This window comes from Antarctobacter jejuensis (assembly GCF_052266595.1).
In the GTDB taxonomy this organism is placed as follows: domain Bacteria; phylum Pseudomonadota; class Alphaproteobacteria; order Rhodobacterales; family Rhodobacteraceae; genus Antarctobacter; species Antarctobacter jejuensis.
Genome location: NZ_JBQQXJ010000005.1, coordinates 212,943 through 226,493, shown reverse-complemented (window position 1 = coordinate 226,493; position 13,551 = coordinate 212,943). Strand labels below are relative to the sequence as shown.

The window sequence follows — 13,551 nt, the reverse complement described above, 5'->3', positions numbered from 1 at the left end:
AGACAACGGTAAACATATAGAACCTCCAGGCAGCGTTGTTGAGCCTCGAGGGCTACTTTCGAAAGAGGGCAAGAATATGATCTGTCCGCTCGACCAGCAGAGAAACGCAGGGGATTTTAGCGGTTCCGTGGCGTCAGTCGTCTCCGCCGCCACAGTCATCGCCGCCGCCGGGGCCGCGGTCTTTCTCGAACAAGAGACAAGAGACCGCAGATCGCCGCAATGACAAGGGCCGCAAAACACAGATCCGGTCGGGTCCAAACATTTTTCCACAGGTTGGCAAACGCTTCCATGCTGACCGGGCATGCCGCGAATAGGGCGACAGGATGACTGAACAGGCCTACAATTTCGCCTATCTCGACGAACAGACGAAGCGGATGATCCGCCGCGCGATCCTGAAGGGACTGGCCATTCCCGGCTATCAGGTGCCCTTTGCCAGCCGCGAAATGCCCATGCCCTATGGCTGGGGCACTGGCGGTGTGCAGGTTTCTGCCGCGACGCTGACGCCCGATGACACCTTCAAGGTGATCGACCAAGGGGCCGATGACACCACTAACGCGGTGTCGATCCGCAAATTCTTTGAGCGCACAGCCGGGGTTCCGACGACCGAGGAAACCGCGCAGGCGACGGTCATCCAGACCCGTCACCGCATCCCCGAGGAACCGCTGACCGAAGATCAGATCCTTGTCTATCAGGTGCCGATCCCGGAGCCATTGCGCTTTCTCGAACCTTCGGAAATCGAAACGCGCAAGATGCACGCGCTGGAAGATTACGGCCTCATGCATGTGAAACTGTATGAGGACATCGCGCGCCACGGGCAGATCGCGACCTCCTACGCCTATCCGGTCAAGGTCGAGGGCCGCTATGTCATGGATCCCTCTCCGATCCCCAAGTTCGACAATCCCAAGATGTCCGGTAACGCCGCGATCCAGTTCTTCGGCGCGGGGCGCGAACAGCGCATTTATGCGTTGCCGCCCTATACGCAGGTCGTCAGTCTGGATTTCAAGGACTTCCCATTTGAGGCAAGCAAGGCTGACGCGCCTTGCGACCTGTGTGGGGCAGAGGACAGTTACCTGGACGAGGTGATCGTGGATGATGACGGAGGGCGCATGTTCGTTTGTTCCGACACCGATTACTGCAGAACACGATGCGCGGCGGGCCATGCCGGAAACAACACCGCGACTGAGGAGACCTCCGCATGACGACACTGGGCATTGACCACCTTGGTCTGACCGTGGGCAATCTGAAGGCCTCTTGCGATTTCTTTCTGTCCTGCCTTGGCTGGGAGCAGTTCGGCGGAAATCCCGACTACCCGGCGGCCTATGTCACCAACGGCCATGCCAAGCTGACGCTTTGGCAGCAAAAGGGCCCTGTGCCTGCGGATTTTGACCGGCACAACAACGTCGGACTGCATCACACCGCGCTGAAAGTCCCGGACGAGGAGACGCTGAACGCCCTGTTCCAGCGGGTCAAGGACTGGCCCGGCGTCTTTGTGGAATTCGCGCCCGAGTTTTCCGGCAAAGGACCGAAGGTGCACTTCATCATCCGTGAGCCCGGCGGCACAAGGCTGGAGTTTTCCTATGACCCGCGCTGACTTTGGTCCACTGTTGCAGGTCGATGGAGTCGCCAAAAGCTATTGCGCACGGATCGGTTGCGCCGATGTGTCCTTTGACCTCTACCCCGGCGAAGTCATGGGCATCGTGGGGGAAAGCGGTTCAGGGAAATCCACCTTGCTGAATTGCCTCGCCGGTCATCTGGCACCCGACCGGGGGCGCGTGCTGTTCGACACCCGCGCGGAGGGGCTGAAAGACACAGCCACCATGTGCGAACCAGAACGCCGCATGCTGGGGCGCACCGACTGGGCCTTTGTCCATCAGCACGCACGCGACGGCCTGCGCATGAATGTCAGCGCGGGCGGCAACGTTGGGGAACGGCTGATGGCGGTCGGCGCGCGGCATTACGGTGAAATCCGCGAACAGGCCCAAGACTGGCTGGGCCGGGTCGAAATTGACATCTCACGCATCGACGACCGCCCCACTGCCTTTTCCGGCGGCATGCAGCAGCGCCTGCAGATTGCACGCAACCTTGTCACGGGGCCGCGACTTGTGTTCATGGACGAACCTACCGGCGGGTTGGATGTCTCCGTTCAGGCGCGTCTGCTGGACCTTTTGCGCGGGCTGGTGCGCGAAATGGGGTTGAGCGCGATCATCGTCACCCATGACCTTGCCGTTGTGCGACTGCTGGCGGATCGTCTGATGGTGATGAAAGATGGTCACGTGGTCGAATCCGGTCTGACCGATCAGGTGCTGGACGATCCGCAACACGCCTACACCCAACTTCTGGTTTCTTCGGTGCTGCAAGTCTGATGATCAAAGCCTATCGAATAGAAGACAATCGCCTACACGCGATGGATCCCGGCGCGTCGCTAGAAGGCACGCATTGGATCGATCTCTACCGCCCCACGCCCGAGGAGGTACAGGCGGTCGAGGTCCTGGGCATTCAGGTCCCGTCGCTGGCGGACATGGAGGAGATCGAGGTTTCCAACCGCCTTTACCGGGAGGGCGAAACCGAGGTGCTGACAGTCATGTTGCCGGGACTGGATGCGGACAAGCGCCGTACCTTTGGTCCCGTCGCCTTCATGCTGACGCCGACCCGCATGATCACCGTCCGCTATCATGCGCCGCGTAGTTTCGAGACCTTTCCGGACCACGCGGCACTCACCGCGACCGGATGCGGCGGGCCGCTGCATCTGTTCCTTGGCCTGATCGAGGAAATCGTGTCCCGCGTCGCCGATCTGCTCGAAGGCACGGGTCACGCGTTGGACTCTGCCGCCCGCGATCTTTTTGAGCGGGACGAACCAGAAGATGAGTTGAAGACGACGCTGCGCACCGTCGGGAAACGGGGCGAGGAACTGGCCAGTTACCGGCTGTCGCTGCTGACGCTGGAGCGGGCGCTGACCACCTTTTCGCTGAACATCCCCAAAAAATCCGGTCAGAATCTGCAACTGGTGCTCAAGGCGCACACGCGGGACATTCGCTCTTTGGTCGTGCACGCCGACTTCCTGACCGGGCGGGTGGCCCATGTGACGGATGTTGTCCTTGGCATGGTCAATCTGGATCAGAGCAACGCCAACCGCACCCTCTCGGTGGTCGCGGTGCTGTTCCTGCCGCCGACGCTGGTCGCCTCTGTCTATGGCATGAACTTCGAGGTGCTGCCGGGACTTGACCACCCGTATGGGTACCTGATCGCCACCGGCCTGATGGCCGGATCGGCGCTGGGATCGTTCCTGTTCTTCAGATGGAAGGGCTGGCTATGACCGCCATGATCGACGTTCGCGACCTGTCCAAGACCTTCACTCTGCACAATCAGGGCGGTGTCGTGATCGAGGTGATGCGTAATGCCGCGCTATCGGTGCAGCCCGGCGAGTGTGTGGCGCTGACGGGCGCATCGGGGGCGGGGAAATCGACGCTGATGCGGATGATCTACGGCAACTACCTTGCCGCCTCCGGTTCGATCCTGATCGGCGGCGTGGACGTGGCAAAAGCGGAGCCGCGCGAGATCATCCGACTGCGGCGCGAAACACTGGGCTATGTCAGCCAGTTCCTGCGGGTTGTGCCGCGTGTGCCCACTCTGGACGTGGTGGCAGAGCCCTTGCTGACCGTGGGGCGCGACCGGGAAGAGGCGCGTTGCATGGCGCGGGCCCTGCTGGCGCGGCTCAACATACCCGACCGGCTGTGGAACCTGTCACCCACCACCTTTTCCGGCGGGGAACAGCAGCGGGTGAACATCGCGCGTGGCTTTGTCTTTGACTACCCGGCCTTGCTGCTGGATGAACCCACCGCCTCTTTGGACGCCCGCAACCGTGAAACGGTTTTGACCCTGATCGAAGAAGCCAAGGCGCGCGGCGCGGCCATCGTAGGGATATTTCATGACGCTGAGGCTCGCGCCCGCGTTTGTGACCGCGAGGTGGATGTCTCCGGCTTTGCCCCACAGGCGGCGGCCTGATGGCGGGGCGTTTCATCGCGGTTGTCGGGCCATCGGGCGTCGGCAAGGACAGCGTCATGGCCGCGCTTGTCGCCCGTGATCCGCGTTTCGTTCTGGCGAAACGGGTCATCACCCGCCCCGCAGAGGCCGGAGGAGAGAACCACACACCCGCAACGCCAGAGCATTTCGAGGCGCTGAAAGAGTCCGGTGGCTTTGCCCTGTCGTGGCAGGCGCACGGGCTGTCCTACGGCATTCCGGTCCTCGTGGACCAGCAATTGGCGCAGGGCCACGACGTGCTGGCCAACCTTTCGCGGTCCGTTCTGGTTGCGGCCAATGCCCGGTTTGAACGGTTTGCCGTCCTGTCGCTGACCGCGCCGGCCGCGGTTCTGGCTCAGCGTTTGGCGGGGCGGGCGCGTGAAACCGAGGCAGAGATCGCCGCGCGCCTGCGCCGCAAAGGCTCTGACCTGCCTTCGGGTCTGCCGGTTGTCACCATCGACAACTCAGGCCCGCTGGAGCGGACGGTTGCGGATATCCTTGCCCGGCTTCAGCCGGAAAGGGCGTAGCGATGCAATTCGTGAAAATACCCGGTTTGATCCTCGCCGCACAGCGTCAGTGCGTCGATGGTGAAGGGACGCGGCAGACGATCTTCGAGTTGCGGCAAGAGGGCGGCACGTACCTGTTCGGCCCGCGCCGTGTCCAGCTTGCCGCTGAGGGTGATGTGAAAGCGAAAGTGCTCCATCACATGGGGGTAGCCCCATTTGGCCAGCAATGCCTCCTGCCGTGCACCCAGCCGGGATTTGCGCCGCTTGGCCATCTCGTCCTCGGTCAGGGGGGCGCGGAACGGGTCAAGATCGCGGACCGAGTCGGCCGCCAGAGCCGACAGCGCGTCGGTCTCACCCACAGGCGTCAGCGCCAGAAAGCTGCCCAACCGGGTCAGCGCCAGACCGTCCAGCACCACCGGCGCGCGGGCCGCGCAGAACGCGGCAACGGCATCGTGCAATTCGTCGTGGCTGTGCCCATCGGCCAGCCGGAAGGGCGGTTTGATCGTGCCGTGCAGCCCGTATTTGCGCGGGGTGGCGGTGATCTCATGCGCGGGCATCGGCAGGCCGGGGACAATGGGTGCATCCGGGCGTTCACCCGTCGCAGCGTTCCAGCCCAACCATGCCGAGCCGAAATCCGAAAGCGGCCCCTTGGGCAGCGTCACGTAGACAGCGTAGCGGGAGAAATGCATTGACGACCTCCACTCTTGCCGGGCCCGTGCCCGAAGCGCGTGATGGGCAGGTGACAGATGGCTTCACGCTTGCCAATGCGACACTGGTTCTTTCCGACAGAGAGATGTGCGGATGGGTGCGGGTCGAACATGGGGCAATTGTCGAGATGGGAGAGGGCAGGGAGATCCCAGTCGGTGCGGTGGATTGCGGCGGCGACTACGTGGCGCCGGGCCTGATCGAGCTGCACACCGATAACCTTGAACGGCATATCGAACCGCGTCCCGGGGTCGACTGGCCTCATGCTGCGGCGATCGTGGCGCATGATGCAGAGCTGGCCTCGACCGGGATCACCACGGTGTTCGACGCGATGCGGGTGGGGTCGATCCCATCCAGCAAGGGCCGGTATCTGAAATATGCCCGCGCCCTGTCGCGCGAGTTGTGGGCTTTGCGGGCCGGAGACATGCTGAAGATCAGCCATTTCCTGCATCTGCGGGCCGAGGTCTGTTCCGAAACGCTGGTCGAGGAGCTGGCGGAGTTCGGGCGTGAGGATCGGGTGGGGCTGGTCAGCCTGATGGATCACACGCCGGGCCAGCGTCAATTTCGGGACCTTTCTGCGATGGAGAGATACGTCAAGTCCAAGCGGGGCATGTCGGACGCGGAGTTTATCGAGCATGTGGCCAACCTGAAGGATCTGCGCGCCCGAAATGGGGACGCGCATGAAAAGGCGGCGGTGGCCGAGGCGGCGCGGCTTGGGGCGGTGCTGGCCAGCCATGACGATACGACGCGCGGGCAGGTCGAGGTTTCGGCGGCGCATGGCATCCGGCTGGCGGAGTTTCCGACCACGGTGGAGGCGGCGGAGGCCTGTCGTGACCATGGAATCGCGGTGATGATGGGCGCGCCGAACCTGATCCGGGGCGGCTCTCATTCGGGGAACGTGGCGGCGGAGGACCTCGCGCGGCTGGGCCGGCTGGATATCCTGTCCTCGGACTATGTGCCGGCGGCGCTGCTGTTGGCGGCGATCAAGCTGGGCGAGATCTGGGGGGATATGGCGCGGGGGATCGCCACCGTGACCCGCGCCCCGGCAGAGGCCGTGGGGCTGGATGATCGGGGCGTGCTGGAGACGGGGCGGCGGGCGGATCTGATCCGGTTCCGGGTGTCCGGCCATGTGCCCCTTTTGCGCGGCGTCTGGAGCCGGGGCAAACAGGTGGCCTGAGGGGGGTGTCCACGCGTGGACAGCTTAGGGGGAATGCAGGATCAAGGGGTTACAGGGACGTTTTTACCGCCGCTTAACCTTTGGCCCTTCCCGGCAGGGGCGGGCGGGGGCCGGATCGAGGGCGTTCAGTAGTCGCGTCCGCTGCGTTCGATCCGGCGCGTGCGCCGTTCTTCGCCCGACTGATAGATCAGGATCCAGGCCAGCACGATGAACATCGGATGCGTCAGCCCGCCCGAGAAGATGATCGCCGGAACCCAGATCAGGAAGACGATGATCGACAGGAACGGCCGCCCGGTCAGAAGGATCGAGAGCGGCGGCAGAAACAGGGCGAGGACGTAGTTCATTCCGGGGTCCTTGGGCGGCGGAGGTTCAATGTTGATGGCATTAACATAGGGTCTGCGGCGCAAAAGTTAAGAGGCGGTGCCCGGGATGGCAGGCCACACCGTCCCGCCAAACTGTCGCGGAACACCCTGCAGCACGCCAGGGTCAGCCTGCGCGGTGTCGTCGGATGCGGTGCCCTGACCCGGCAACAGTTACGCCAAGCGGGGGCACAAAGCGCCGCCGACAGGCTCCGCTGCCTTTGGCAACCGGGGCCGCAGGCGATCACGATAACGTTGCGGAAGCATTAAGATTGACGGGTCATTCGTTAAGGATTTGTAAATAAAGATACATGAAATATTACGCAAATTGACGCCCAGAAAAGCGATGTTCTGTTCGCGGGGCCACCCTGACACATGGTTCGCACAGGAGGCGTGTCCGGAAATGTCAAATAATATCCTGAGGTTGTGGCAAACGTTGGAGTCCGAGGACCCGATGGAGCCGCTCTTTGTCTCGGCCCCGGTCCTGATGCACTCTATCGACCGAAACGGGAATCTTTTGCGGGTCAGCCATTTCTGGGCCGACATGCTGGGCTACGAAGTCGAAGAAATGGTCGGCAGGAAATCCACCGATTTTCTGAGCGACGCGTCGCGGGAATATGCGCGGAAAGTTGTCCTGCCGGAATTCTTCCGCACCGGATCCATCCACAATGCTGCGTATGACTTTGTGCGCGCCGACGGCACGCTGGTGCCGGTGCTTATGTCCGCGATGGCCGAATATGATGATCACGGCGAATACGTCCGGTCGCTTGCGGTGATGTTCGACAACAGCGAGGCGCAGCGGGCGGCGGCGCAGATGCGTCAGCAGCATCGTCTGGACGCCATCGGAAGCCTTGTCGGCGGCGTCGCACATGATTTCAACAACCTGATGGCGGTTATTCAGGGCAATCTGGAATTCCTGCAGGCAGATCCCGACGTTCCCGACCGAATGGCCCTGATCGAGAACGCATTGGGAGCGGTCCAACGCGGCGCGTCACTGACACGCCAGTTGCTCAGCTATGGTCAGAAATCGCAGTTGTCGCCCAGCCTCGTCGATCTGAATGCCGTCATGATCACGGCCGACCGCATGGTGCGCCGCGTGTTTCCGGCGAACCTCGAGTTGAAAACCGTCACCCATGCCGGGCTGTGGAAGGTGCGTGTGGATGCCGGGTTATATGAAACCGCGATTCTGAACATTCTGAACAATGCCCGCGACGCCACGCCCGACGGCGGCTGTATCACGATGGAAACGCGCAACGTCCATCTGGACGAAAACTATCTGGACGGGCGAAACGAAACCATTGCCCCGGGACGCTATGTCATGCTTGCGATTTCGGACACCGGCACCGGCATGTCCGAGGAAACACTCGAAAGAGCGTTCGAGCCCTTTTACACGACCAAATCGGTGGGCAAAGGTACGGGGCTGGGTCTGTCGATGGTTTTTGGGTTCCTGCGCCAGTCGCAGGGCACGGTGCGGGCCTATAGCGAGGTCGGCGTGGGCACGACGGTCAAGCTGTATCTGCCGGCAGTCGTGGACTCGGATCGGCCGAAACCGGTTCTGTGCAAGCCAAGCCTGAGCCTTGTCACCGGCAAGCGGGTCCTTCTGGTCGAGGATGAGGAAGATGTGCGGCGGTTGCTGTCCCGGCAACTGTCGGACATGGGTCTTTCGGTGACCGAGGCTGCCAGCGGCGATGCCGCGATGGCGGAGATCCTGAACGGGTTCGTCCCGGATCTGTTGGTCACCGACATCGTCATGCCCGGATCGCTGCAGGGGCCGCAGCTTGTCGCGAAGGTGCGCGAGCGGTTGCTTGATATGCAGGTGATCGTGCTGTCCGGTTATACGTCAGAGGCGGCGATGAGCGGCACTGGCCTGCAGGTGAACGACCGGCACCTGATCAAGCCGGTGGCCCAGCGAGACCTGCTGGAAGCGGTGAACGCGGAGATCGGCACGTCCTGAGGGGCGCGGTGCCGCTTGACTTTTTGTCCAACTCCCAAGGGCCGACGGGCCGCTGTTTCAGCGGCGGGAAAGCGGGTGCAGCGTGCTGCGCCGGGCGGCAGATTTCCTGATTCGCGAAAAAAGGCGCAGACTGGCGGGGCCGCGCCATGTCCGGGGCGGCTTATTTCGGGGGAGATAGAATGGCACATTTCACGATTTCACATTGGGAAACCGACGACTGGACCGACGAGATGGAAACCCTTGCGCGCGAGAAATACGTGCCGTTGGTCAGGTCGATCGGGGCGCTGCGGGTGTCGATGGTGCGGGTGGCCGACCGCAGTTTCATGGTGGTGACGGAATACACGGACGCGGCTGCGGCAGAGGCGGCGCAGACCCGGATCGCGGAAATCCGGTCACAGGCGGCAGAGGAGCTGCCGATGAAGATGACCGCCGCCATGGGTGGAGAGGTTTTCGCCCAAGGGTAGGGGCAAGGGCGGGCCGGGCGATTGCCCGGCCTGCACCTGTTGCCAAGCGCCTTGTTGCTTGACCGCTTACGTTGCGTGCTCTATACGCGCGAACGTCGACAAGGCAACAAACGCCGCGGCAAAGAGATCGAGCAGGGTCGGAAACACTCCGGCCCTCTTTGTTTTGCGGATGACCGAGTGACCAAATTCAAGACCGGCGGAGACAACCGCTCGGCCAGAAAACCGTGATAAAGGACCAAACGCACATATGCCCAGCGCATCGATGGAGGAATTCGAGGCCCTCCTTAATGAAAGCCTCGAAATGGACACGCCCGACGAAGGGTCTGTTGTCAAAGGCAAGGTCATCGCGATTGAAGCGGGACAAGCCATTATCGACGTCGGCTACAAGATGGAAGGCCGCGTCGAACTGAAAGAATTCGCAGAGCCGGGCGAACAGCCCAACGTCCAGGTCGGTGACGAAGTCGAGGTTTACCTCCGCGCCGCCGAAAACGCCCGTGGCGAAGCTGTCATCTCGCGTGAGATGGCCCGCCGCGAAGAGGCGTGGGACCGTCTGGAAAAAGCTTACGCCGACGACGCCCGCGTCGAAGGTGCGATCTTTGGCCGGGTCAAGGGTGGCTTTACCGTCGATCTCGGCGGTGCCGTGGCCTTCCTGCCCGGTTCCCAGGTCGATGTGCGCCCCGTGCGCGACGCCGGCCCGCTCATGGGTCTCAAGCAGCCGTTCCAGATCCTCAAGATGGACCGTCGCCGTGGCAACATCGTTGTCTCGCGCCGCGCGATCCTCGAAGAGAGCCGCGCCGAACAGCGCGCCGAGGTCATCGGCAAGCTGCAAGAGGGCGACGCGGTTGACGGCGTGGTCAAGAACATCACCGAGTACGGCGCATTCGTCGATCTGGGTGGCGTTGACGGCCTGCTGCACGTCACCGACATGGCATGGCGCCGTGTGAACCACCCGTCCGAGATCCTGTCGATCGGTGAAACCGTCAAGGTTCAGGTCATCAAGATCAACAAGGAAACCCACCGTATCTCCCTGGGCATGAAGCAGCTCATGGAAGATCCGTGGGATCTGGTTGGCGTCAAGTACCCGCTGGGTTCGGTCCACAAGGGCCGCGTGACCAACATCACCGATTACGGCGCATTTGTTGAGCTGGAAGCCGGTGTCGAAGGTCTGGTCCACGTCTCCGAGATGTCCTGGACGAAGAAGAACGTGCACCCCGGCAAGATCGTGTCCACCTCTCAGGAAGTGGACGTCATGGTGCTGGAAATCGACGGCGCCAAGCGTCGCGTTTCGCTGGGTCTCAAGCAGACCATGCGCAACCCGTGGGAAGTGTTTGCAGAAACGCACCCCGAGGGCACGCAGGTCGAAGGCGAAGTCAAGAACATCACCGAATTCGGTCTGTTCATTGGCCTCGAAGGCGAGATCGACGGCATGGTCCACCTTTCGGACCTCAGCTGGGATCAGCGCGGCGAGGAAGCCATCCAGGAGTACCGCAAGGGTGACGTGGTTCAGGCCGTCGTCTCCGAAGTGGACGTCGAGAAAGAGCGTATCTCGCTCTCGATCAAGGCCCTGGGCGGTGACAAGTTCGCCGAAGCAGCCGGCGGCGTGCGCCGCGGTTCGATCGTGACCGTCGAGGTCACCGCGATCGAAGACGGCGGCATCGAGGTGGAATACGAAGGCATGAAGTCCTTCATCCGCCGTTCCGACCTGTCGCGTGACCGTTCCGAGCAGCGCCCCGAGCGTTTCTCTGTCGGTGACAAGATCGACGTGCGCGTGACCAACATCGACATGAAAACCCGCCGTCTGGGTTTGTCGATCAAGGCCCGCGAGATCGCCGAAGAAAAGGAAGCCGTGGAACAGTTCGGTTCGTCCGACTCCGGCGCGTCGCTGGGCGACATCCTTGGCGCGGCGCTGAAGCGCGACGAATAAGTCGACTGACTTGTGAAAATTGCAGAGGCCTCCGCGATTGCGGGGGCCTTTGTCGTTTGCGGGGCGATGGCTATGCCCGCGCGTCGCGGCGTGCTAGGGCACAGGCCAGACCGCGCAGACAAAGCTGACCCGCATGTATGATCCCAAAGGCAACGGCAAGGACCGGGCGGAACAGGCCGTCCAGTTCATCGAGGCCGAGCCGCCGGATCACCTGCGCGGCATCGTGCACCGCTATCTGGAGCTGAAGACGCAGGGGCCACTGTCGCAGGACTATCGCTTTCACGCGCTGCCGGATGCCTGCACCTACATGGTCTTTGATCAGAGCGACGCCCGGATCGCGGGGGTTACCCGGCTGCGCGCCTCGTCCGAGGAGTTGAGCCTTGGCCGGGAGTTTCACTTTGTGAACATCCGTTTTTTGCCGGGGGTCTGGCAATCGGGGGCGGAGCAGGCCGGCTATGGCCTGATCGATACAGCGTACACGGGCGGTCTGGGGCTCATCGGGATCAACGAAAGGCTTTCGGGGTTGGCGTTTGCCGCGCAGCAAGAGGTGCTGTCCGAATTGGTGGACGGGCTGGTCCGGGATCGGGCGGTGGTGGCGAACCCGGTGACCGAACAGATCTTTCAGCACCTAGATGACGTGATGTCCGTGGCCGACATGGCGGAGGTGGTCGGCCTGTCACCACGGCAGTTGCAACGGGTCCTTAAGGCCACCACCGGCTTTGCCCCGCATGATTTCCTCAAGGTGCTGCGGTTGCAGCAATCGCTGCGCGGGGAGCCGTCCCTGGCCTATGCGGACCAATCCCATTTCATCCATTCGTTCCGCAAGGCGACCGGCTATACCCCGGCGCGGTACGCGCGAAAGTTCGATGTCTGAAATCTACAATACAGAGGGCTGACCGGGCGGTACCTCATGACCATCGATATCAAGGAACAGGAGTTGGTCATGTCGAGAATGAACGCCGTTGGCTGGTTTGACATCTTCGTGGACGATCTGGATCGCGCCGTGGAATTCTATGAAACCGTGCTGGGCGCCAAGCTGGAGCCGATGGGCGATCCCACGGGTGAGTCGCAGATGCGGAGCTTTCCGGCAGAGATGAGCGCCTATGGCGCGGGTGGCGCGCTGACCAAGTCGCCGCATGGCGCGCCGGGTGTTGGTGGGACCATCATCTATTTCATGGTCGAGGATTGCGCCGCGCAAGAGCCCCGCGTCACGGCCGGCGGTGGTCAGGTGGTGCGGCCGAAGTTCTCTATCGGCGAATTCGGGTTCGTGACGCTGTGCATGGACACCGAAGGCAATATGTTCGGCCTTAACTCGATGGCGTGAGGTCTGGGCGGCGGGTTTACCGCTGGCGAAAATAGGCGGAGGCCCCTGCATCTATCGGGATGCGGGGGCCCTTGCGGTTGCAGGTTGTCCGGGCCGGGCGCTTATCCGATGTCGATGCCGACGATCCCGGTCTTTTGCCCGGTTTCGACGTAGCGGAAGGCCTCGACGATCTGGTCCAGAGGGTAGCTGCGGTCAAAGACGCCCTTGAATTGCCCCTCGGCCATCAGACCGGCCAGTTTCCGGACAAAGCCGGGGGCGTCTTCGGGGAAGGGGATGCGCACACGCCTGCGCCCGGTCATATCGTGCCAGGCACTGAGCAGGATATTGGACCAGCCTGGGCCAAGATCGGTGGCCGAGTACACGCCGTTTGGGGCCAGAAGTCGGCGGCAGGCGAACCACGAGGTCTTTCCCACGGCGTCAAAGACAAGGTCAAAGGTGTCTCCGATGGCGGTGAAATCTTCTCTTTCATAGTTCACCACCCGGTCCGCGCCGAGACGTTCCGCGAGATCGAGATGCCGATCCCCGACAACCGCAACCACATAGGCGCCGTTTGCCTTGGCCAGTTGAACCGCTGCGGTGCCGATTGCCCCGGACGCGCCATAGATCAGGCACCTGCTGTCCCTGGTCAGGTCCTTTGTCGTGCCATGCGCATACCATGCGCCTTCGCCGACCACGGCCTTGTCAAAGGGCAGGTCGTGGGGAATGCGCGCGATGGCCCCATCGGCGGGCGTGCAGAGATATTCGGCATGGGCTCCGAACAGGTCGGGCGACAGGCCTAAGACCCGGTCGCCGATCCCGAAGGCGGTCACGCCCTCGCCAAGGGCGTCAACCACACCGGCGAAGTCCATTCCGAGGGTGCGCATCTTTGGCCTCAGCCAGCCGGTCATCGCCCGCGCAAAGAACGGGTGCGCGCGCAGGGTGGCGGTATCGGTCCGGCCGACGGTCGAGGCGTGTATCCTGACCCTGACCTCTCCGGCGGCGGGGTGAGGGCGCGGGAGGTGCTGCAGGGACAGAACCTCTGGCGGGCCATAGCGATCAATGACCACGGCCTTCATTGTGTCTGCCTGTGTCATGAGGGGATGTTATCAGTTCGATCCGGTGAACGAACGTTTTTGTAAGTG

General features: G+C 62.6%; 15 protein-coding genes. 12 read left to right on the top strand and 3 right to left on the bottom strand.

Annotated elements, in window-relative coordinates:
* The first annotated feature begins 323 nt into the window (after positions 1–323).
* From ACTXGA_RS09465 to phnN, 6 genes are read left to right on the top strand one after another with little or no spacing between them, the layout of a single operon-like run.
* Positions 324–1,199, top strand: coding sequence for an alpha-D-ribose 1-methylphosphonate 5-phosphate C-P-lyase PhnJ (locus ACTXGA_RS09465; protein WP_443393022.1), 876 nt, complete (start codon positions 324–326; stop codon positions 1,197–1,199).
* The gene (locus ACTXGA_RS09460) at positions 1,196–1,591 is read left to right on the top strand and encodes a VOC family protein (RefSeq protein ID WP_443393020.1); all 396 of its coding nucleotides are present in this window, start codon (positions 1,196–1,198) and stop codon (positions 1,589–1,591) included. The genes ACTXGA_RS09465 and ACTXGA_RS09460 overlap by 4 nt, the downstream gene beginning before the upstream one ends.
* Positions 1,578–2,363 (top strand): phosphonate C-P lyase system protein PhnK, encoded by a 786-nt coding sequence (phnK, locus tag ACTXGA_RS09455; RefSeq protein WP_443393018.1) that lies wholly within the window; start codon positions 1,578–1,580, stop codon positions 2,361–2,363. The genes ACTXGA_RS09460 and phnK overlap by 14 nt, the downstream gene beginning before the upstream one ends.
* On the top strand, positions 2,363–3,313 hold the full coding sequence (locus ACTXGA_RS09450) for a magnesium transporter CorA family protein (protein ID WP_443393016.1): 951 nt from the start codon (positions 2,363–2,365) through the stop codon (positions 3,311–3,313). Before phnK ends, ACTXGA_RS09450 begins: the two co-directional genes overlap by 1 nt.
* Before the next feature lie 5 nt (positions 3,314–3,318).
* Positions 3,319–4,002 carry a phosphonate C-P lyase system protein PhnL gene (phnL, locus tag ACTXGA_RS09445; RefSeq protein ID WP_443393150.1) on the top strand — a complete coding sequence of 228 codons (684 nt, stop codon included), beginning with the start codon at positions 3,319–3,321 and terminating at the stop codon, positions 4,000–4,002.
* Complete coding sequence (gene phnN / locus ACTXGA_RS09440; protein ID WP_443393014.1) at positions 4,002–4,544, top strand: phosphonate metabolism protein/1,5-bisphosphokinase (PRPP-forming) PhnN; 543 nt, start codon at positions 4,002–4,004, stop codon at positions 4,542–4,544. The genes phnL and phnN overlap by 1 nt, the downstream gene beginning before the upstream one ends.
* On the opposite strand, the gene ACTXGA_RS09435 is transcribed toward phnN, so the two are convergent.
* Complete coding sequence (locus ACTXGA_RS09435) at positions 4,526–5,212, bottom strand: DUF1045 domain-containing protein (RefSeq protein ID WP_443393012.1); 687 nt, start codon at positions 5,210–5,212, stop codon at positions 4,526–4,528. The genes phnN and ACTXGA_RS09435 overlap by 19 nt on opposite strands.
* Positions 5,213–5,262: 50 nt before the next feature.
* Between ACTXGA_RS09435 and ACTXGA_RS09430 the strand changes: the two genes are divergently transcribed.
* Positions 5,263–6,405, top strand: coding sequence for an alpha-D-ribose 1-methylphosphonate 5-triphosphate diphosphatase (locus ACTXGA_RS09430; protein ID WP_443393148.1), 1,143 nt, complete (start codon positions 5,263–5,265; stop codon positions 6,403–6,405).
* Positions 6,406–6,530: 125 nt separating this feature from the next.
* On the opposite strand, the gene ACTXGA_RS09425 is transcribed toward ACTXGA_RS09430, so the two are convergent.
* Complete coding sequence (locus ACTXGA_RS09425) at positions 6,531–6,749, bottom strand: hypothetical protein (RefSeq protein ID WP_443393010.1); 219 nt, start codon at positions 6,747–6,749, stop codon at positions 6,531–6,533.
* 418 nt (positions 6,750–7,167) lie between these two features.
* Between ACTXGA_RS09425 and ACTXGA_RS09420 the strand changes: the two genes are divergently transcribed.
* From ACTXGA_RS09420 to ACTXGA_RS09400, 5 genes are all read left to right on the top strand, one after another.
* Positions 7,168–8,718 carry a hybrid sensor histidine kinase/response regulator gene (locus ACTXGA_RS09420; protein WP_443393008.1) on the top strand — a complete coding sequence of 517 codons (1,551 nt, stop codon included), beginning with the start codon at positions 7,168–7,170 and terminating at the stop codon, positions 8,716–8,718.
* 179 nt (positions 8,719–8,897) lie between these two features.
* Positions 8,898–9,182: a hypothetical protein gene (locus ACTXGA_RS09415; protein WP_443393006.1), complete on the top strand. Its 285-nt coding sequence runs from the start codon at positions 8,898–8,900 to the stop codon at positions 9,180–9,182.
* A 247-nt stretch (positions 9,183–9,429) separates the two neighbouring features.
* Positions 9,430–11,106 (top strand): 30S ribosomal protein S1, encoded by a 1,677-nt coding sequence (gene rpsA / locus ACTXGA_RS09410; RefSeq protein WP_443393004.1) that lies wholly within the window; start codon positions 9,430–9,432, stop codon positions 11,104–11,106.
* A 133-nt stretch (positions 11,107–11,239) separates the two neighbouring features.
* Positions 11,240–11,980, top strand: coding sequence for a helix-turn-helix domain-containing protein (locus ACTXGA_RS09405; protein ID WP_443393002.1), 741 nt, complete (start codon positions 11,240–11,242; stop codon positions 11,978–11,980).
* A gap of 36 nt (positions 11,981–12,016) precedes the next feature.
* A complete protein-coding gene (locus ACTXGA_RS09400; RefSeq protein ID WP_443393000.1) occupies positions 12,017–12,430 on the top strand; it encodes a VOC family protein in 414 nt (137 codons plus the stop codon).
* A gap of 101 nt (positions 12,431–12,531) precedes the next feature.
* Here the strand turns inward: ACTXGA_RS09400 and ACTXGA_RS09395 are convergent, their stop codons facing one another.
* On the bottom strand, positions 12,532–13,503 hold the full coding sequence (locus ACTXGA_RS09395; RefSeq protein WP_443392998.1) for an NAD(P)-dependent alcohol dehydrogenase: 972 nt from the start codon (positions 13,501–13,503) through the stop codon (positions 12,532–12,534).
* Positions 13,504–13,551: the final 48 nt, after the last annotated feature.